The organism is Streptococcus ruminicola, assembly GCF_011387195.1.
GTDB classification, from domain to species: Bacteria; Bacillota; Bacilli; order Lactobacillales; family Streptococcaceae; genus Streptococcus; species Streptococcus ruminicola.
On the sequence record NZ_CP046919.1, the window covers coordinates 344769 to 365770 of the forward strand.

Genomic DNA, 21002 nt, shown 5'->3' on the forward strand with positions numbered 1-21002 from the left:
AATAGCCCCTCGATTGAGGAGCTATTTTTTAGATTTTCACAATGCTATGCCAGATCAATAAATATTAAAGCCAATTTTGCCAGGAATTTTATTAGCTTGGCAGTTAGAAATAATACTATTTTTAGTATTTTCAACTGACTTGCGAATAGCTGATTGACTGCCAGATGATGGTGTTGTGACAGAACGGCCACTTGGTAATTTATCACCACTCTTACCAGCAAAGCCTTGAACAGCAGACCATGCTTTAATGGTCAATGGTTGAATGTAATAGTTGTAGCCATTATCAAATGCCACACAGTGGTCTAAATAAGCTGTAACGGAACTGTTGTTATTATCAAAACCTTTTTTAGCTTCATCAAAAGCAAGACAGTATGACAATTTACGTGTCACACTTGATTTTGAATTGACAGAACCAAGTTTAAAGCCATTTGGATTACCGTCAAATGAATTGCCAGTCCAAGCTGAAAGGCTAATCGTACCAGCATCAGTCTTGATGAAGTTTCCAGATGGCAAAGCAAATTTACCTTTGGCATAATTTGAAGCAAATGAGCCATCCTTAGCTTTGATGAGTTGAACCAGATGAAGATTTTCATCTAAAGCTTTTTTGTGGTCAAAATCATATTTTCCAGTAAAGACATCAGGATTACCATTATTCCAAACTGCACAATTAGTATAAGTAATATCCGGTGTCACATCCCCTGCTTTATCAAAGGAATCCCAACCATCATCAGAATTATCCCAAGCATAACAATAAGTAAAAGTATTGCCGCTACCTGCACCGAGTTTTGGTGCAAAGCCGTCAGCATTTCCGCCGCGAGTGTAAACATCGCAGTTACGGTAGCTGTAAACCGCTTCAATCGTATTACGATAAGCACCAGCTGTTACTTGCAAACCAGCATCGTTATTATATCTAACAATACAATTTGAAACCTTGTTATTACCAGCAGATTTTCCCTTAATTTGGATACCGTTATCTGGCGCATGCTCAATAATCAGATTTTGAAGAGTGTAGTTTGAGCCAGAAATCCTGACACCAACTGCCGCATCTGATGAAGCTTTACCGATGTATTTTGCCATAAAGTTTGAAAAATCAAGCTCTGGGTAAGAGCCATCCGCATTTTGCACACCGATGATTTGAACGTTAGCATTTGCTTTAGACAAAGCAATTTGCCCGTCACAAGCAATCTTGTTTCCCTTCACATAAACCTTTCCGCCACCAGCTTTTTCAACTTTTGAAATAGCAGAGCGAAGATCGTTGTAAGTTGATACTGTCGCACCATTTGAAGCTGCTAATGAAGAGGAGATTAAGCTTTCATCAGCACTTTCTGTTTGGGACAAATCAACTTCAGTTGTCTCACTTGAACTGCTAGTAACATCACTTGATTGGCTTTCTGAAACGGCATCATCAGATGACGTTGATTCCACCTGAATACTAAATAAATCAAGGTCAGCATCTTTAGCATATAAATAAAGCTCACCAGCTTCACCTGAATAAGTGTAAGTTACTTCACTGGCTTGCACACCTGCAGTCAGATTGGTTAGGTCTTGACCTTGGCTATCAGCTAAAACGAGATGACCCTCATCAGTCTGTGAAGCACTTTTCAAAACGACTTTAATCACATCGTTATCTGATACTGAAAATTTCAACGAAGCTTTATCCTTACTACCTGTAGCATTTAACTGCAAGGCAGATGTATAATTACTTTCTGAAATATAGCTTTTTCTGCTTTAATGGACAATGATGACTCTTCATTTGCTAATAAAGTCAACCCATCAATCTTTTTTTCAGACTTTAGCTGACCTAAATCTTTAAATGAAGAATCACTAAAATTCCAAGCTACCGAAGAATCGGCTTTAACAATCACTGGACCAGGTCCTAAATGAGACAAAAGCGTAGCTAATGCTATTAAAAGACCAAAGCCAAGCGACAAAAAAAGTTGCTTAAAGTTTCGCATATTTTAACTCCCCCCCTTTTTTGCGAACGCTTTCTTTATTTTAACATTTCATTTTAGCATTCTTAGTTTTTTGCAAATCTGGAAAAATCATCCGTTAAAAAGACACAAAAAGAAGCCCCGCAGGACTTCTTTTTTACCGAATTTATTATGCAAATATAAGGAATTATTCAGCGTCTGGACGAGATTTACGGTCAATATCTGCCATGATATTTTCAACAAATTCATCGATAGATTCTGTATGAGTTTGTTTGCTACCGTAACGACGAACGTTAACTGTCTTATCAGCCATTTCTTTATCACCAACGATTAATTGGTAAGGAATTTTCTTAGTTTGGCTTTGACGGATTTTAAGTTGCATTTTTTCGTTACGTTCATCAACGTCAACACGAACACCTTTGTCACGAAGAACTTTAGCTACTTCCCAAGCATAGTCAACGTGAGCTTCGTTAGAAACTGGGATAACAGTTACTTGGTGAGGAGCAAGCCATGTTGGGAATGCACCTTTGTAGTTTTCAATCAAGATAGCTGTGAAGCGTTCCATTGTTGAGATAACACCACGGTGAATCATAACTGGACGGTGTTCTTCACCATCAGCACCGATGTATGTCAAACCAAAACGTTCTGGAAGAAGGAAGTCAAGTTGGATTGTTGACAATGTTTCTTCATTACCAAGAGCTGTTTTCACTTGGATATCAAGTTTTGGACCGTAGAAGGCAGCTTCACCTTCAGCTTCGAAGTATTCAACGCCCATTTCATCCAAGGCAGCTTTCAACATTGATTGAGCATTTTCCCACATTTCATCATCATCATAGTATTTGTGAGTATCTTTAGGGTCACGAAGTGATAGACGGAAACGGTAGTCAGTCAAGTTGAAATCTTCGTAAACGTCGATAATCAATTGAAGAGCTTTTTGGAATTCGTCTTGGATTTGTTCAGGAGTTACGAACAAATGACCATCGTTAAGTGACATTTCACGAACACGTTGAAGACCTGACAAAGCACCAGATTTTTCGTAACGGTGCATCATACCGATTTCAGCGATACGGATTGGCAATTCACGGTATGAGTGTACATGGTGTTTATAAACTTGGATGTGGTGTGGGCAGTTCATTGGACGAAGAACGAATTCTTCACCATCACCCATATCCATTGTTGGGAACATATCTTCACGGTAGTGATCCCAGTGACCTGAAGTTTTGTAAAGGTCAACTGAAGCCAATGGTGGAGTGTAAACGTGAAGGTATCCTGATTCTACTTCTTTATCAACGATGTAACGTTCCAAAGTACGACGGATTGTAGCACCATCTGGTAACCAGAATGGAAGACCTTGACCAACTTCTTGAGAAATCATGAACAAATCAAGTTCTTTGCCAAGTTTACGGTGGTCACGTTCTTTAGCTTCTTGACGTTGTTTAAGGTAAGCTTTAAGGTCTTTTTTGTCAAACCAAGCAGTACCGTAAACACGTTGCATCATAGCGTTATCGCTGTTTCCGCGCCAGTAGGCACCAGCAACGTTCAATAGGTGGAAGACTTGGATACGTCCAGTTGAAGGAACGTGTGGGCCACGGCAAAGGTCTGTAAATTCACCTTGTGTGTAAACAGTAAGACCACCTTCGTCTTCACCGTGTTCTTCGATCAATTCAAGTTTGTAAGGATCGTTTTTAAACAATTCACGCGCTTCATCGATAGAGATTTCTTTACGAACGCATGGAAGGTTTTCTTTAACGATTTTTTTCATTTCTTCTTCGATACGAGGAAGGTCTTCATCAGTGATTTGACCTGATTTGTTATCAGTATCGTAGTAGAAACCATTTTCGATTGCAGGACCTACACCAAGGCAAAGGTCTGGGAAAAGACGTTTTGCAGCTTGAGCAAATAGGTGAGCTGCTGAGTGACGCAAGATACCAAGAGCATCTTCATGATCAGGTGTTACGACTTCGATACTACCATCTTCAGTGATTGCACGAGTAGTATCGATCAATTCTCCGTTAAATTTACCAGCCAAAGCTTTTTTAGCTAGTGAATTACTAATACTTTGAGCAATTTCAAAAGTTGTTACTCCAGATTCGAATTCGCGCACAGCGCCATCTGGGAAAGTAATTTTAACCATACTATTCTCCTTTAAAAGATTTACATTGTTGAGAATTCCTTTTTGGGAACCGGGCAAAAGGAATTTGATGAGTTTACAAATATTTTTCCCCGAGATAAAAGAAAAGCGACGTCCAAAAAGGACGTCGCAACGTGGTTCCACCTTCATTTATCTACGACAAAAAAGAGTCGTAAACCTCAAATCGGCTATATCGTAGCCACCGTTTTATGTTTGCATAAAAAGCAAAGGAAGTAGTATTGAATCAGTCAACCCTGCGCCCTTCTCACCAACCGGCACTCGCTCTAAAGGTTGAACCCTGTTCAACTTGTCTTCGATAGATATTATAACACGAATTTTTTATTTTTCAAGAATTTAATTAAGGAAATCTCGAATCGAATTAATCAAGCGTTTTGGAGCCTTGAAGACTTTCGCAGACGTCGCAACCGTTGCTTTGGCTGCTTCTGCTGGTAGTTTAATAGCAGAATGTGCTAGCTTCACAGACGTTTTTTCTTTTTGACCACGAACCGTTAAAGAGAATTTTTCTTTTTTCTTGTTCTTAGCTGAAATCAAAACATCAAGATAGAAAGCATAAACCGATTTTCCAAAATGTTCTGCAGAGATAGCATACATTTTTGCTTGATATGCTTTGTCGTCCATAGCAGGTGTGCTTTCAATCGCATCTAAAATAGCATTCGCTAAATCCTCTTCTTGATAGAACAATGTTCCAAACATTTTTTGGTCAATGATGTCATCCAAGTATGGATTTCCATGTGCAATGACTGGTGTTCCGCTAGCAAGACTTTCTGTATAAGTCAAGCCTTGAGTTTCACTAGTTGATGCTGAAATGAAGAAATCAGCCGCTTTATAATAAATTGCAGTTTCTTCGTGAGCAATCATTCCCGTGAAAATCACACTATCTTCAATGCCAAGGTCTTCAACCATTTTTTTCAAGTCTGATAAATATGGCCCATCACCAACAATAACCAATTTAACAGCTTTATTTTGAGCTAAAACATCTGGAAATTGTTGGACAATAGCTTGAATATTTTTTTCATAAGAGATACGAGACAGACTAAGTAACATTGTCTCATCCTCAGCAATTCCAAGTTTTTCACGAAGTGCTAGCGCATCTTCTCTTGTAATGTCCTTACGTTCATACTCTTCCACACGAATACCTGTCGGAATGACACGTTTTGGAATCTTGATATCATAACCATCAAGCAAATTTAACACAATACGAGATGGACAAATCACGCCGTCCAAGTCATTCATATAACCACGCATGACGTATTTGACCATACCTGGTTTGATGATTTTTCCTTTAGCAATATACCCTACATAGTCTTCATATTGTGTGTGATAAGTGTGGACTACTGGGATACGAAGAGCTGCAGCAATCATTTTTCCAAGCATTCCAACACTAAATTCCGTTTGGGTATGAATAATATCTAGTTTATATTGTTTGGCAATTTTATAAGACGAAATCAATCCACGATAAACAATGCGGCGATCTGTAAATGAAATAAAAGGCACACTAGGAAGTCGGATAATCGTTGGATCTTCATAGCGTTTCACCGCTTTATCTGTGGTTGTAAAAATATAGACCTCGTGTCCTTCTTTTTCCAACTCTTCCTTGAGGGTACAAATACTCGTTGCTACCCCAGAAACTTGAGGAAAATATGTGTCCGTAAAAAGACCAATTCTCATTTTACAACTCCATTACTTTGTGATAAACATCAACTAATTCATGAGCAACTTTATCAATACTACGACTTTGAGCAATATGATAACCTGCCTCTTGTTTTTCGCTATTTCCTGATAAAACCTTGCGAAGGGCTTTAACAAAACCAGGAACATCTTGTGCTAACTCCGCACAGCTACTGTCAACCCAGCCGTGATAAACAGGAATATCTCGCAAAACCACATGTTGGTGACTAGCAAGTGCTTCAAGAACGACAATTCCTTCTGTTTCCTCACGACTCGGGAAGAAGAATGCATCTGCCCCACTCATAGCACCTTCAAAAACATCCCCTTTAATGTAACCAGCAAAAATCACATTATCGGGATGCTTACGTGTCACAATGCTTCGTACTTTATGAGGAATAACCCATTTATTAGTCTCACCAAACCAAATAAAACGCACATCAGGCATTTGCTCTGCTACTTTAACAAAGTCATCAATACCTTTTCGCATGAAATAAAGCCCAGCACAAATCACAACTTTTTCATCTGGTTTAATACCAAAATGACGTCTAAAAGCTTCTTCTTTAGCTGGATTTGGAACATAACGAGACAAATCAATCCCATTTGAAACGGCATAAATCGGCTTGTCAACGCCATAACCACTAATTAATGATTTTGAGTATTCAGTCGGTGTAATAATAGCATCCGCATTATTATAGAAATGACAAAGATACCATCTAAAAATTGGTGATACTAAATTAGAGCCGATAAAAGAGTCGCGAAAATCTTCCTCGGTAGAATGACCATGCATCAACACTTTTTTACCCGCTTTTTTGGATTTTTTCAATAATTTCCAACTCTTAATACCATAAGTATTGATATGAACCAAATCATAGTCATCGTTTGGATTTGTTGTATAATTTTGGCCAACCATGCTAAGAGCACGCTCTTGGTGCTTGATGGCACGACCAATTCCTGATTTTCTTAAATAATTTTCGGCTTCCAAATACAGTAAAACTTTCATAAATTCTATTATAGCTTATTTTGTAATTTTTTTCACTAAGACTAAAAAAAATCAGCCCAAAGGCTGATTTTGTCATAGTATCCTTTTTTGGAAATTATTGACGTGTAGTACCACGCAATTTAAGACCATGATTAAGAATAATTTCTTTTTCTTCAAGTTCTTCTTTGTTCATGATTTTAGTCAACATACGCATACTTACCGCACCAAGGTCATAAACCGGTTGGCTAATTGAGCTTAGGTTTGGACGAGTGTATGATGTGATTGGTGAATCATTACTTGTAAGAATTTCAAAGTCTTCAGGAACTTTTTTACCTGCGGCAAACAATCCATTCAAAAGACCTGCAGCTAGTTCGTCTTCAGCAACATATGCAGCTGTAGCACCTGAATTCATCACGCGTTGAGCTAGTTCATAACCATCTTTGTAGTTGTAGTTAGCTTCAAATACAAGTCCTTCTTTGAATGATAGGTTGTTCTTTTCAAGTCCTTCTTTGTATCCTGCAAGACGAACTTTACCGTTAATGTCATCAATAAGTGGTCCTGAAACAAAGGCAATATCTTTGTTATTTTTAGCCAAAATATCAACAACATCAGCCACGGCAGCTTTGTAATCAATATTAACACTTGGAAGTTGGTGTTCTAAATCAACTGTTCCTGCTAGAACCACTGGTGTGCGTGAGCGAGAGAACTCTGCACGAATTTTTTCAGTTAAATGGTGTCCCATGAAGATAATACCGTCCACTTGTTTTGCAAACAAAGTGTTAACAACATTAACTTCTTTATCGTCATCTTCATCACTTGACGCAAGAACGATATTGTATTTGTACATTGCAGCAATATCGTCGATACCTTTCGCTAAAATTGAGAAATAGCTATTAGCGATATTTGGAATAACAACACCAACAGTTGTCGTTTTCTTACTTGCCAAACCACGAGCAACTGCATTTGGACGATAGTCTAAACGGTCAATAACTTCAAGGACTTTTTTACGAGTGTTTTCCTTTACATTTTTATTGCCATTTACAACACGACTAACTGTTGCCATTGAGACGCCTGCTTCTCGTGCAACATCATAAATTGTAATCGTATCATCAGTGTTCATTATTGGACTTCCTTTCTATTTGAAAATTTCGCTTTCACAAATATTTTAGCACCTTTTGGAAACACTTTCAAGTGCAAACTTAGAATTTTTGAAAACTTTTCATATTTTGAAAACGTTTAAAAGGTTATTTTTCTCATAAAAGGCTAAAAAAGTCAAAAAGTAGTTATTTTCAGAAAATTTTCTGCTAACTTTTTGTAAACTTCTGAAACTCTTTTATCTTTTTAAACTTTTTTAGCATGATTTTATGAAAATTAAGTGCATTTAATTTTTTCGACTTCAACTCTTGATTTTTTGTGATTTTTTTGAAAAAATGGGGGTAATTAGAAAGAAGGTTTCTCATGTCTAAATTAGATCAAATCCGCTCATATTTGAATCAAGAAAAAGCAAATATCGCTGTTTTCTCTGATCCAGTAACTGTTAACTATTTGACTGGTTTCTTCTGCGATCCACACGAACGTCAAATGTTCTTGTTTGTTTACGCTGACCGTGAACCAGCACTTTTCGTCCCTGCGCTTGAAGTCGCACGCGCCAGCCAAATCGTCAATTTCCCTGTTTTTGGCTACGTTGATTCAGAAAATCCATGGGAAAAAATTAAAAACGGTCTTCCTTCAGTTGATAGCGCCAAAATTCTTGCTGAATTTGATAATTTGAACGTTACTAAATTCCAAGGTTTGCAAACTGTTTTTGATGGACGTTTTGAAGACCTTACTCCTTTCGTTCAAAAAATGCGCCTTATCAAATCTCAAGATGAAATCGATAAAATGATGGTAGCTGGTCAGTTCGCTGATAAAGCTGTTAAAGTTGGTTTCGATAACATCTCACTTAACAACACTGAAACTGACATTATCGCCATGATTGAATTCGAAATGAAAAAACAAGGTGTTGAAAAAATGAGTTTCGACACTATGGTCTTGACTGGTAATAATGCCGCTAACCCACACGGTATCCCAGGCACAAACAAAATCGAAAACAATGCTTTGCTTTTGTTTGACCTTGGAACAGATATGCATGGTTACGCTAGTGATATGACTCGTACTGTTGCCGTTGGTAAACCTGACCAATTCAAAAAAGACATTTACAACTTATGTTTAGAAGCTCACATGGCAGCCCTAGAGTTCATCAAACCTGGTGTTCTTGCTAGTGAAGTGGATGCTGCTGCTCGTAAAGTCATTGAAAAAGCAGGTTACGGTGAATACTTCAACCACCGTCTTGGACACGGTATTGGAATGACTTGTCACGAATTCCCTTCAATCATGGAAGGTAATGATATGGAAATCCAAGAAGGTATGTGTTTCTCAGTTGAACCTGGTATCTACATTCCTGGCAAAGTTGGTGTTCGTATCGAAGATTGTGGTCACGTCACAAAATCTGGCTTTGAAGTCTTCACACACACACCAAAAGAATTGCTTTATTTTGAAGGATAATTCTCATAACCCTAAAAACTTCCTAGTAGCACTAGGAAGTTTTTATATTGCAGGAAACCTCAATTACTGCTAAAATGAGCCTAAGAAATCCAAAAAGAGGCTCTTATGTTTTATAAAACAATGACTTATTGTCCCGAATGTGGGCACCCTTTAGAAAAGAAATTCTTAAAAGACGAAGGTGACATTCCTTATTGTTCTCAGTGTAATAGCTTTCGCTTTCCTGTCTTTAATACAGCTATCAGTGCCATTTTATTTAACGAAAGTCATGACAAAATTCTCTTAATCAAACAGTACAAGATGACTGAACACATTTTGCTAGCTGGTTATGTGTCACAAGGCGAAAATGCTGAGGCTACTGTCGCTAGAGAAATCAACGAGGAATTAGGCTTGAAAGTTAAATCCTTAACCTTTAACGCCACTAAGTACTACGAACGCAGCAATTCACTCATGATTAATTTTGCTGCAACAGTAACTGGAGACATCACTCCAAATCACGAGATTGATGACTGGGACTGGTTTTCAATCGAAGATGCCAAAAAAGCTATCAAAGACGGTTCTCTTGCCGAAAGTTTTTTACTAGAATTTTTAGCTAAAATCAAAAAGGATTGAGAAAAACTCAATCCTTTTTTGCATACTTTTCTTGCATTTCTTGCCAAAATTGTTGGACAGCTTCTGATTTATTTGTCTTTAATTTCATCAAGACCATCAGAGACTCTGTCTCAATATCAAGTGGTCGCCAAATAATCTGCTTGCCCTCAAAAGGTCTAACCATCTTTTCCATCATGAGAGAAAGCCCTAAATCATTTTCGATAAAATCAATAATTAAATTAATACGATTCCCTTTATAGGTAATCTTGGGATCAAACTGATAAGCATGACATAATTCTAATAGAGGCTGTAATAGCTGCGTTTTCTCGCTAAGTTGTAAGAATTTTTCTCCTTCTAATTCTTTAAGATTGATGCTTTCTTTTCTTGCTAAAGGATGCTGACTTGGCAAAACAACCACCCAACGGTCTTGATCAATGGTGAGCATTTCAACTTCTTTTGGCAATTTATCATTAAATTGTCTCGCAAAAATAATATCACACTTGTGTTTAAGGAGATTATCCAACAAGACATCTGCCTCTTCTTCTTCAACACTAACCTCAAAATTCATATGGCTTTTTTTAAAGCCTGCAATTTCAGAGATGATAGCATAAAAAGGCATACTTGGAATGCCATGAAGTAAAAGCTCGTGCTCTTTTTCTTCCTGTAACTGCGAAAGCTCCACAGTCATCTGTTGGTAACTGTCTAAAATCCGTCTGGCATGAGCTTCAACCACTTGCCCTTCCTTGGTGATTCTGATATGACGATGGCTGCGGTCAAATAGCTGCACCCCGAGTTCTTTTTCTAATGCCATGATTTGCTTTGACACATTTCCTTGGCTAATGTACAAACGCTCAGCTGTTTCAGTATAATTAAGAGTCTCACACAAGGTTAAAAAAACTTGTAATTTTTGAAGATTCATCAGCAGCCTCCTTTTTATTCCATTTTAGAATATCTCATCACCAAAAGCAAATTGATTTTTGGCTAAATCGTGTTACACTAGTTAATGACCTTATGGTTTCAAGTTAAGTCACTTTGCACAAGTGAGCTTATTTTTTTGTCTTATTTTTACTATCAAAAAGGAGGAATTTTATGCCAACTGGTGTCATCATCAATTCATTTGCCATTATTTTTGGCGGAATTCTCGGTGAAATTTTTGGTCATATCTTGTCCGAGGATTTTAAAAACCAATTAAATCTTATCTTTGGCGTTTGTTCAATGGGAATGGGGATTTCATCCATTGGACTCATGAAATACATGCCTGCAGTCATCTTTGCTATCGTTGTTGGTACAGCTATCGGACTTGCGATTAATCTTGGTGAATGGATTAATAAAGGTGGCTCTTTGATGCAAAAAGCTGTTTCAAAAATCTTGCCACAAAAACACAGCCAACTATCAAACGATGAATTTTTAGCAACTTTACTAACTGTTATCGTTCTTTTCTGCGCTAGCGGTACTGGTATCTATGGTAGTCTTGATTCTGGGATGACTGGTGACTCAACTATCCTGATTTCAAAATCAATTCTTGATTTCTTTACCGCAGCAATCTTCGCTTGTAACCTTGGCTTTGTGGTTTCTTTGATTGCTATTCCACAGTTTGTCATTTTTACCGCTCTTTTCTTACTTGCGGGGATCATCGTCCCATTAACAACGCCTGATATGATTGCTGATTTCAAAGCCTGTGGTGGTTTCTTGATGGTCGCAACAGGTTTTCGTATGATTCGTGTCAAAATGTTTCCAACAGCTGATATGATTCCAGCAATGGTTCTTGTTATGCCTTTATCGTGGTTCTGGGTCAATGTCATCATGCCATTATTATAGAATCTAATAATTTTAGAAAAATTAGAAAATGAGTTTCGTGCTTTTGGAACTTATTTTTTAATAAACGTTTTCACATCAACAATTATGAATACATTTTCTTGAGCATATTATTTGTCATTTTATCCTTAGTTTGCTAACATATTGTCTATAATTAAAAATAAAAGGAGAATTCTATGCCCAATTCTGCCCAAGATTACTTGGACTCTTGTTTGTTTTTTACCGTAAAAAAACTAAATCGAGCACTTGATAGATTAACCGAAAATGCCTTTCAAAAAGTCGGTTTAAATCTATGTTACACTTATATTCTTCTGATTTTAAGTCATGAAAATGGCAAAATTCAAAAAGACTTGGCTAAAATGCTCTGCATTGCAGCCCCATCTATGACAAGACTTATCGAAAAACTTGTCCACAAAGGATTTGTTAAAGTCGTTTGTGAAGGACGTACCAAACGTGTCTACCTCACAGATAAAGGAAAGGCAATAATTCCAGATATTATTCAAGCTCACATTGAGACACAAGAAGAATTCAATCGTTTGGTCAAAACCGGTTTTTCCGATAACCTTCTTACTGAACTAAACCAAATTGCTAACCAATTACAATAATTTTTTAAGGGTCTTGACTGAACATTGTCATGGCCTTTTTTAAATGCCAAAATTATGACAGATTTGTCATCTATCTGCAACTGTGTTAAGATAGTCACTGTAAACTTATTTTCAAGGAGATCATCGTGTCCGATAATATTCAAGAGGTATTGGATGGTTGCCTATTCTTTTCGGTCAAAAGATTGGATCGCGCTCTTGATAAATTTACGGAAGAAGCTTTTAGAGAAATCGGAATGTCACATTCCTATGCTCTCGTTCTTTTTATTTTAAACCAAGAAAATGGTAAACGTTATAAAGACCTAGCTAATATCCTTTGTATTGCTCCGCCTTCTTTAACAAAAATCATCGATAAACTAGCCAGTAGAGATTTTGTCGCTATCGCTCGTGATGGACGAACAAAACGTGTCTATATTACCGATAGAGGAAGAGAAATTATCCCCATCATCTGGGAAGTCTTTCATAAAACGCGACAAGAATTTATGGAAATCTCTCAACCTTGCGATTTTAACAATCTGATTGACCAAATTAATCATCTGATAAATCAACTAAAATAAAAGAGCTTAAGCTCTTTTTCTTATGCCTGAAAACTGGCTAAAACTAGCTGAAAATGCTATGATAGAAAGAAAAACTGGGAGGCTAGCATGAGTAAAGAAGCTATCAAAAAACAAGTTCTCGATGCCTTTGACCATCGAGTTGCCGTACGTGTCTACAATGACCAAGAGATTTCACGTGAAGATATGGAATTCATCCTTGACACAGCATGGTTAAGTCCTTCTTCAATTGGTTTAGAGGCTTGGCGTTTTGTTGTCCTTAATCGTAAGCAAATTGAAAAACTTCGTGATGACTTAAAAGCTGTTGCTTGGGGAGCACAGTCTCAACTTGATACAGCCAGTCATTTTGTTTTGTTACTTGCAGAAAAAAATGCACGCTATGATTCTGACTCTGTCAAAGATAGCCTCGTTCGACGTGGTCTCGGTAAAGGTGATGCCCTAAACAGTCGTTTAGCCACTTACGAATCATTCCAAAAAAATGATATGAAAACTGCTGATAATCCACGCGCCCTCTTTGATTGGACCGCTAAGCAAACCTACATTGCTCTTGGAAATATGATGACATCAGCCAGCATGATTGGTATTGATTCTTGCCCAATCGAAGGCTTTAACTATGACAAAGTCAATGCTATTCTTGCCAAAGCAGGCATTATTAATCCTGATAAAGAAGGCATTGCAAGCATGGTATCATTTGGTTATCGTCTACGCGATCCAAAACACCCACGCTCACGTAAACCTAAAAATGAAGTCATTACTTGGCTCGAATAATAGATAAAAAACTTGAACATCCGTTCAAGCTTTTTTACTTACATTAATGCCATTTTTACTGCGCTAATTAATCCGCTAGTTGTGCCTGGGAAAGCAAAAATCATCTGACTAAGGTCACTTGCTGTGACTTTTTGATTAATCATCAATGTCAAAAGATTGATCATTTCACCAGCTTCATTACCTAAAAGGCTAGCGCCGACCAATTCTTTATTCTGATTAATAATCAGTGTCACATGCGCATCATCTTCCAATTTTGTCTGGAATTTCAATTGTTGTCCAAATGGAATCTCAACAATGCGGTAAGCATCATTCTCACGAGCCTCATCAACACTCACCCCAACTTGTGCAATACGTGGGAAAGTGTAAACAAGATTTGGAATAGCTGGGTATTTTATAGCTTCCTGATTCAAACCAAGGATGAAAGCAGCAATATAATCTGACTCAAAACTTGCTGTTGGCGTTAAACGTGGGATTGTTTTATCAATGACATCCCCACTAGCAAAAATATTTGGCACAGAAGTTTGCAGGTGATCATTAACAACGATTCCTGAACGATTGTAGGCAATGCCAAGTTCATCAAGACCAAGATTTTCAACATTTGGAATACGTCCTGTTGCATCAAGAATGTAATCAGTCTCTAATTCCAAACCTTGCGCCGTTGTGACACGTAAACCAGCGGCAGTTTCTTCAACTGCTTGAACTGCTTGGTTGAAATGGAAGTGAACACCCTCTGTTGTCATTTTAGCTACCACACTATCAACATAATTTTCTTGATAAGCCGCTAAAGCTCTGTCGGCGTATTCAATAACATGCACTTCAGAACCAAGTTTAGCAGCCATGGTAGCAAATTCCATAGAAATGATTCCTGCACCGATAAAGGTGATGCGTTTTGGCATCTTATCCAAATCAAGGAAATCACGACTATCATGAAGATATTCTTGCCCTTTAATGGCTAAACGTGCTGGACGTTGACCAGTTCCAAGAACGATATACTCAGCACTGACTTTATCCTCATCCACACTGACCGTGTGAGCGTCGACTAATTTTCCATAACCTTTTAGCAAATCAATCTGCATTTGCGCAAACATACCTTCCATAAGGGGAGCGTAAGTCGGAATTTCAGATTTTTTATAAGCCATAAGCTCTTGCCAGTTAACCTTAGTATTTCCAGTAATGCCAGCTTTTTCATAACGTGAAAGACCATCGATAAACTCAAATGGACTGTCTAATAAAAATTTGGCATTACAGCCATAATTGGTACAAGTACCAGCAGTAACATCTTTTTCAACAATGGCCACTTTTTTTCCGACCTGAGACAATGTCACTGCCGCGTGCCAATTAGCATGTCCTGAGCCAATAAAAACCACATCGTAATCGTAAGTCATTTCCTTCTCCTTAAAGCTGTTGTGTTAACCAGTTTTGATAACCAATAGCATCAATCAAATCCAACTGTTGCTGTGTCCACTGCAAATCATCATCTTCATCTTTATAATAATCTTTTAACAAATCGTAAGTCACCAAATCATTAGATGCAGCACCAACCAATGGCAATAATTCTTTCAGTCCTTCTTTTGAAACTTCCAAATCATGTCTTAGCCATTCCAAAGGACTAGCTGGCACTCCAAAGCTTACTTGATTTTGATAGCAAATTTTACCACCCAAATCTAAAATGCGATTAAAGAGTTTTTGTGAAAAGTCACGTTCTTCCAAAGCGTGGCTACGATATTTTTCACCAAGTTTTGTAAAACCTTGTGATTCAAAGTTCAAAGCAACGAGTTCATGAGTATTAGACTGATTTAAAATTTTATTTCCGATTTTTTGTAATAGTTCGATTGTATTTTCCATAATTTCGACCTCTTTTTTAATTAATCGCGCGCGATTGATTATAGTTTACTACTCAAAAAGCAAGTTGTCAACTTTTACATTTATTTTTTTCTATGTTATGATAAGAGCAAGTAAACACAAAGAAAGGGACGTTATGCCAGAACAACATCCTACCTTAACTAATCAACTATGTTTTGCTATTTACAATGCTAATAGGGTTTTCAATCAATTTTATAAACAAAAACTAGCCAAATTTGATTTAACCTATACACAATATATTGTTCTCTTAGCACTTTGGGAAACTGATAATCTTCCTTTGCGTGAGTTAGGAAAGCAATTAGACCTTGCTAGTAATACACTGACACCGCTTCTTAAACGTTTAGAAGAAAAAGGTTATCTAACACGGATCCGTCCCGAAGAAGATCAGCGTCAATTAATCGTTTCGCTTACTCAAACTGGTAAAGCACTTCAAGCTGATGTTGAACAAGAATTACACACTTGCGTAGGAAGATTTACACCTGCTTTACAGGGAAAGATTGAGGAAATGATTGAAGACAATCACATCTTGATTGAAGAATTGAAAAAAATGCTTTAAAAAGAGTTTGGATTAAATCCAAACTCTTTTTGTTTTATTATCTGGCGTTGAAATTTTTCATTTGACGTTTGATGTCACGGTCTTGTTCACGGCGTTTAATTGTCTCACGTTTGTCATAATCGTGTTTACCTTTTGCCACACCAAGTAAGACCTTAGCAAAGCCATTTTTCAAATAAACTTTTAGTGGAACAAGTGTCATACCAGTCCCTTTTAATTCATTTGACAATTTTTCAATTTCACGTTTTTTTAGCAATAATTTACGTGTACGCTCAGGCTCTTGGTTCCAGATATTTCCTTGTTCAAAAGGAGAAATGTGGACATTAATCAACCAAGCTTCGCCATTTTTAATTTGAGCGTAACCGTCTTTTAGCTGAATACGTGCAGCACGAACACTCTTGATTTCAGTTCCTGTCAAGACGATTCCAGCTTCAATGGTATCAACTATATTATAGTCATGACGTGCCTTTTTATTTTGGGCAACGACATTTCCTTCACCTTTTGGCATATTAAGCTACCTCTCTTGTGTCAAAATTTTTGGGTTAGCAATGAGGCTTGTCACCTTTTATTTTTTAGCTTTACGAGTTTTTTTCTTAGCTACTTCTTTGTAGAAAGGTTTCTTGCCTGATTTTTTAGAAGATGATTTTGACGATTTATGATTGCGTTGTTTATTTGATTTGTGGTCTTTTTTATGGTCTTTGTGATTGTCAGATTTTGGACGACGTTTGTCTTTTCCAGAACGGTCTTTTCGTGATTTCTTCACTTTTTCAATCACATCATAATCACTTGGAATGTATTCAAAATCAATATCACCAGTTTCTTTGTCGGCACGTATTAATTTAATCTTGATTTGTTGACCAACGCGGAAGACTTTACCTGATTTTTCACCTTGAAGGGTCAAAGTACGTTCGTTGTAATTATAGAATTCTGGTAAGGTTGTGATGTGAACAAGACCTTCAATGGTATTTGGCAATTCGATAAACATACCAAATTTCACGACACTAGCCACCACACCGTCAAACTCTTGACCAACGTATTCTTCCATGTATTCAGCTTTTTTCATCGCTTCAACCACACGTTCGGCATCAATAGCACGACGTTCGAGAGTTGAAGATGAAGTTGCCAATTCTGGAATCACATTTCTGAAGTGTTCAATCTTCTCATCTGTCACTTGTGTGTATTCACGAATCATACGGTGAACAAGAAGGTCAGGGTAACGACGAATTGGACTTGTAAAGTGTGTATAGTATTCAGCAGCCAAACCATAGTGACCGTGATTGTGTTCAGAATAACGCGCTTGTTGCATTGAGCGAAGAAGCATCATATTCAAAACTTCTGCACCTGGTTTACCTTCCACTTTAGCCATGAAATCTTGCAGAGCTTGTTGGCTAATTTTGTTAGCTGTCCCGTGAATTTGAACGCCAAAAATGCTTGCGTAATCAAGGAATTTTTGTAATTTTTCAGCTTTTGGATCTTCGTGGATACGGTAAATAAATGGTAATTTGCGTTTTGCAAAGTGCTCTGCTACTGTTTCATTAGCTGCTAACATGAATGATTCAATCATGCGCTCTGCAATACCACGCTCACGAATCACGATGTCAACTGGCATTCCTTTGTCATTGACAATGATTTTAGCTTCGCTAGTATCAAAATTAAGTGCCCCACGACGCACGCGCATCTTCTCTAAGATATTGTGAAGGGCAGCCATGTGGTGAATTGACTCAACGATTGGCTGGTATTTTTCAATCAACTCTTCATCGCCAGCAATGATGTCATTGACATCACTATAGGTCATACGGAAAGTTGTTTTAATGACTGATTGACAGATTTGGTGATTAACCACATGACCATTACGGTCAATTTCCATCAAGCATGATTGTGTCAAACGATCCACATTTGGATTCAACGAACAGATACCATTTGACAAACGTTCTGGCAACATTGGCACTACACGGTCAGTCACATACACAGATGTCCCACGGGCTACCGCTTCACGGTTAAGGGCAGAGCCTTCTGTGACATAGTAAGACACGTCAGCGATGTGAACACCTAACTCAAAGTTACCGTTATCCAAAAGTTTGATATGAACCGCATCATCCAAGTCCTTGGCATCAGCACCATCAATGGTAAAGGTGATTTCATTACGTAAATCAACGCGACCAATCATATCTTTTTCAGATGGTGCATCTGGAACAGCATTGGCTTCAGCCATAACGTCTTCAGGAAATTCTGATTTAATATCCATTGATTCAAGGACTTCAAGAACATCAATTCCGACATCACCTTGGTGACCAACGATATCACGAACATGACCAACAAAGTAATCGTGACCACGCGTTGGGTATTTATCGATATCAACCTTGATGATTTCAGTTCCATCTAAAACAACAGGTTCTTTTTTGATGTAGATTTTTTGTTGGATTTTTTGATTTTTAGACTTGATGTAACCAGCGTATTTTGGTTTTTCATCGTCTAAGATAAATTTTCCAACGACAGTTTTTAAACTACGTTCAACGATTCCGACAATACGGACTTCAGCTGCTGTTCCTTTAAGACGGTTAGCAGGTTTCTTAATCACAGCTTCAACTGTATCGCCGTCAATAGCATGACCAACATCATTACGCCCAACAAACATGTCATCTTCGTCCTCATCAACAGACAAGAAACCAAAACCAGCTTTGTTAGCACGAAAGACACCAGTGACTGTAATTTCTTTTTTCTTCTCTACTTTTTTACGAAGGGCGAGGCTACCGCTATCATCAAAACGGAGTTCACCCTGACTTTCTAACTGTGAAATTTCTTTAACAAGCAATGGAAATTTTTCAGCGCCAGTCATATCCAAACCAGCAGCTAAATCATTAATATTAACTTTTCCATGCTCTTTTAAATAAGCAATAATATTTTCATTCATAATTGTGATTATAAGCAAGACCGATTAGCAAAAAAGTCCTGCTATCTTCTATCCTCTCGTTTTCTAGCTTGATGGAAGTTGTGAAAAGTCACTGAATTTCAAATTCCAATCCGCTATTGGACAGACTCCTCACTACTTACTTAATAATAAAAAATGAGCTGAATGACCAGCTCATGAATTTTCGTACAAAATTCAAGATGCGCAGCCAACGTAAGCTAAGATGCAGCTTTGTCGTCAGTTGCTATCTATTTACTTGATAAGATTGCTAGCGCTAGAGCAATTGCTAGCCAAAAGAAAACTAGAACTGCTGTAAAACGTTGCATAAACGCTTCGAAGCCACGCGCTTTAGTACGTTCAAATAAAGCTTCTGAACCGCTGTTATCAAATACGTTGCTACTTGGATTTTTCTGTGGTTGCATAAAAATGGCAATCACGATAATAACAGATAATACCAGCAAAGCTGTCAGTAGTACATTGTACATATGTTTCACTAAGAACGCGTCAGAAGCTTAACTCTGGGAAAAAATCCACTACTTTTTGCTTCTGGGTTCTATTTCCTTTCCTACACTATGGTCTTAATTATTCTATCATAAATATCCCTACGATTCAATATGTAGGGTTACTTTTCGCTCTTTGGGACAGTATTTAGGAACCTGAATTTTGTCGGGATGAGTTGCTTTATTTTTGCTTGTTAAATAATTTTTGCTACCGCAGCTACTGCATTTTAAATTAATCTTGACTCTCACGCGATTTCCTTAACTTTCAAATATTTTCTAAAATTGATAAGGCTCCACACAAAGTTTACAAAGACAATCAAACTTGTCACATAAAAGACTGAACGGTATCCCATACCAGTCGCAATGGCAGAACCAACAAATGGTCCAACGACTTGTCCAATATTCATAAACATTTGGTTATAGCTGAAAATACGTGAAATTCCTTCTCTTGGCGTGATTTTAGTCAGTAGTGAGTTAACACTTGGCATCAGCGCACCTGTACCAAAACCGTACATGAAACGCACAATTCCGAGTTCAAGTGAATTTCTGGCAAGGGCACACAAGACGTACATACTAAAGCTATAAAATAGAGCTATCAAAAGTAGTCTATGATTACCTATTTTATCACCAATTTTACCAAGAGTCGAGCTCGATAACATACTTGAAAAACCAAGAGCAGACACAATCAGACCAGATACAAACATCAAATTCTCAGTTTGTCCAAGATTTCGAATGTACAACGTCAAGATTGGGGCAATAGATTGTGCTGAAATTTGGATAATCATACTTGTTACAAAAAGCCCGATTAGAATTTGCTTGTCTTTAATTGATGAAAAGAGTTCTCGAGTTGACATAGCATTGGCCTTAGCCACAGGTTTGAAATCTTCTTTAATCAAAAAGACTGTCAGCAAATTACAGATTAACAAAATAAAACCGACCAGTAAAAAGACTTGTCGAATGCCTAACCATTCAGCCAACACTCCTCCAAGCAAGGGGCCAATTAGACTCCCACCAATCATCCCAGTCGCCAGTGTCCCAAGAGCATAACCTGAGCGATTTTTAGGAGCTTGACTAGCAATCAAGGCTGTTGAGTTAGGAATGTATCCTGAAAAAAGACCGTTTAATAGCCTCAGTGCTAAAAGCCAAAAGACATTAGGAACAAAAGCCAAGCCACCCATTGTAAAGGTCATGACCAAGCTTGCCCTAACCATCATCGGTTTACGGCCATATCGGTCAGCGAGCCGCCCCCACACCGGAGCAATCAAAGCAGAGGCTAAAGCTGATAAAGATACCGCTAGACCAGCGTACCATTCAACTTTATTTTTGGGAGCGCCTAGTTCTTCTACATACAAAGCCATAAATGGCATAACAAGCGAAAAGCTTGCCCCAGTAAAAAAGTTACCAAGCCAAGCCACTCGTAAATTTTGTTTCCAATTAACTTCGTTACTTATGATTGTTCACCTTCTTTTCAAAAAAACGTCAATTGCTATTATAGCACATTCCAAAAGAATTACTAAAAACTTGCTACGCAAAACGTTTTCCTGAAAAATATGCAGAAAATCAGACGATTTTCCAAT

General features: G+C 37.7%; 21 protein-coding genes. 7 read left to right on the forward strand and 14 right to left on the reverse strand.

Going from position 1 to position 21002, the window contains the following annotated elements:
• Nucleotides 1-54: 54 nt before the first annotated feature.
• The 6 genes from GPZ88_RS01825 to ccpA all read right to left on the reverse strand — a co-directional run bounded on the left by GPZ88_RS01825 (nt 55) and on the right by ccpA (nt 7850).
• The gene (locus GPZ88_RS01825; RefSeq protein WP_240915104.1) at nt 55-1647 is read right to left on the reverse strand and encodes a right-handed parallel beta-helix repeat-containing protein; all 1593 of its coding nucleotides are present in this window, start codon (nt 1645-1647) and stop codon (nt 55-57) included.
• Nucleotides 1648-1676: 29 nt separating this feature from the next.
• Complete coding sequence (locus tag GPZ88_RS10340; RefSeq protein WP_235631738.1) at nt 1677-1955, reverse strand: hypothetical protein; 279 nt, start codon at nt 1953-1955, stop codon at nt 1677-1679.
• Nucleotides 1956-2118: 163 nt separating this feature from the next.
• Complete coding sequence (thrS, locus tag GPZ88_RS01830) at nt 2119-4065, reverse strand: threonine--tRNA ligase (protein WP_157629248.1); 1947 nt, start codon at nt 4063-4065, stop codon at nt 2119-2121.
• A gap of 351 nt (nt 4066-4416) precedes the next feature.
• A complete protein-coding gene (locus GPZ88_RS01835) occupies nt 4417-5751 on the reverse strand; it encodes a glycosyltransferase family 4 protein (RefSeq protein ID WP_166043180.1) in 1335 nt (444 codons plus the stop codon).
• 1 nt (nt 5752) lies between these two features.
• A complete protein-coding gene (locus tag GPZ88_RS01840) occupies nt 5753-6751 on the reverse strand; it encodes an LTA glycolipid anchor biosynthesis glycosyltransferase, IagA/BgsA family (RefSeq protein ID WP_166043183.1) in 999 nt (332 codons plus the stop codon).
• Between the two features lie 94 nt (nt 6752-6845).
• Entirely contained in the window at nt 6846-7850 is a 1005-nt protein-coding gene (gene ccpA / locus GPZ88_RS01845; RefSeq protein WP_074481405.1) for a catabolite control protein A, read from the reverse strand.
• A 338-nt stretch (nt 7851-8188) separates the two neighbouring features.
• On the opposite strand from ccpA, the gene GPZ88_RS01850 reads away from it, so the two are divergent.
• Nucleotides 8189-9274: a M24 family metallopeptidase gene (locus GPZ88_RS01850; RefSeq protein ID WP_158914303.1), complete on the forward strand. Its 1086-nt coding sequence runs from the start codon at nt 8189-8191 to the stop codon at nt 9272-9274.
• A gap of 105 nt (nt 9275-9379) precedes the next feature.
• On the forward strand, nt 9380-9883 hold the full coding sequence (locus GPZ88_RS01855; protein WP_157629252.1) for an NAD(+) diphosphatase: 504 nt from the start codon (nt 9380-9382) through the stop codon (nt 9881-9883).
• Between the two features lie 7 nt (nt 9884-9890).
• Here the strand turns inward: GPZ88_RS01855 and GPZ88_RS01860 are convergent, their stop codons facing one another.
• Nucleotides 9891-10781 carry a LysR family transcriptional regulator gene (locus GPZ88_RS01860; protein WP_166043185.1) on the reverse strand — a complete coding sequence of 297 codons (891 nt, stop codon included), beginning with the start codon at nt 10779-10781 and terminating at the stop codon, nt 9891-9893.
• Nucleotides 10782-10951: 170 nt separating this feature from the next.
• Between GPZ88_RS01860 and GPZ88_RS01865 the strand changes: the two genes are divergently transcribed.
• From GPZ88_RS01865 to GPZ88_RS01880, 4 genes are all read left to right on the forward strand, one after another.
• Nucleotides 10952-11680, forward strand: coding sequence for a DUF554 domain-containing protein (locus tag GPZ88_RS01865; protein WP_166043186.1), 729 nt, complete (start codon nt 10952-10954; stop codon nt 11678-11680).
• 173 nt (nt 11681-11853) lie between these two features.
• Nucleotides 11854-12282 carry a MarR family winged helix-turn-helix transcriptional regulator gene (locus GPZ88_RS01870; RefSeq protein WP_166043188.1) on the forward strand — a complete coding sequence of 143 codons (429 nt, stop codon included), beginning with the start codon at nt 11854-11856 and terminating at the stop codon, nt 12280-12282.
• A 125-nt stretch (nt 12283-12407) separates the two neighbouring features.
• Nucleotides 12408-12836 (forward strand): MarR family winged helix-turn-helix transcriptional regulator, encoded by a 429-nt coding sequence (locus GPZ88_RS01875; protein WP_166043190.1) that lies wholly within the window; start codon nt 12408-12410, stop codon nt 12834-12836.
• A gap of 87 nt (nt 12837-12923) precedes the next feature.
• Nucleotides 12924-13601 (forward strand): NAD(P)H-dependent oxidoreductase, encoded by a 678-nt coding sequence (locus GPZ88_RS01880; RefSeq protein WP_166043192.1) that lies wholly within the window; start codon nt 12924-12926, stop codon nt 13599-13601.
• A 38-nt stretch (nt 13602-13639) separates the two neighbouring features.
• Here GPZ88_RS01880 and GPZ88_RS01885 read toward each other — a convergent pair whose 3' ends face one another.
• A complete protein-coding gene (locus GPZ88_RS01885) occupies nt 13640-14986 on the reverse strand; it encodes a dihydrolipoyl dehydrogenase family protein (RefSeq protein WP_166043194.1) in 1347 nt (448 codons plus the stop codon).
• Between the two features lie 10 nt (nt 14987-14996).
• Entirely contained in the window at nt 14997-15446 is a 450-nt protein-coding gene (locus tag GPZ88_RS01890; protein ID WP_166043196.1) for a ferritin-like domain-containing protein, read from the reverse strand.
• Nucleotides 15447-15579: 133 nt separating this feature from the next.
• On the opposite strand from GPZ88_RS01890, the gene GPZ88_RS01895 reads away from it, so the two are divergent.
• Nucleotides 15580-16020 carry a MarR family winged helix-turn-helix transcriptional regulator gene (locus GPZ88_RS01895; RefSeq protein ID WP_166043198.1) on the forward strand — a complete coding sequence of 147 codons (441 nt, stop codon included), beginning with the start codon at nt 15580-15582 and terminating at the stop codon, nt 16018-16020.
• A gap of 37 nt (nt 16021-16057) precedes the next feature.
• On the opposite strand, the gene smpB is transcribed toward GPZ88_RS01895, so the two are convergent.
• The 5 genes from smpB to GPZ88_RS01920 form a co-directional block, all read right to left on the reverse strand.
• Nucleotides 16058-16525: an SsrA-binding protein SmpB gene (gene smpB / locus GPZ88_RS01900; protein WP_027968471.1), complete on the reverse strand. Its 468-nt coding sequence runs from the start codon at nt 16523-16525 to the stop codon at nt 16058-16060.
• Nucleotides 16526-16582: 57 nt separating this feature from the next.
• Nucleotides 16583-18928, reverse strand: coding sequence for a ribonuclease R (rnr, locus tag GPZ88_RS01905; RefSeq protein ID WP_166043200.1), 2346 nt, complete (start codon nt 18926-18928; stop codon nt 16583-16585).
• 245 nt (nt 18929-19173) lie between these two features.
• Nucleotides 19174-19410 (reverse strand): preprotein translocase subunit SecG, encoded by a 237-nt coding sequence (gene secG / locus GPZ88_RS01910; RefSeq protein WP_006532797.1) that lies wholly within the window; start codon nt 19408-19410, stop codon nt 19174-19176.
• A 117-nt stretch (nt 19411-19527) separates the two neighbouring features.
• Complete coding sequence (rpmG, locus tag GPZ88_RS01915; protein WP_074560724.1) at nt 19528-19674, reverse strand: 50S ribosomal protein L33; 147 nt, start codon at nt 19672-19674, stop codon at nt 19528-19530.
• Entirely contained in the window at nt 19671-20879 is a 1209-nt protein-coding gene (locus GPZ88_RS01920) for a multidrug efflux MFS transporter (RefSeq protein ID WP_205402051.1), read from the reverse strand. Before GPZ88_RS01920 ends, rpmG begins: the two co-directional genes overlap by 4 nt.
• Between the last annotated feature and the right edge of the window lie 123 nt (nt 20880-21002).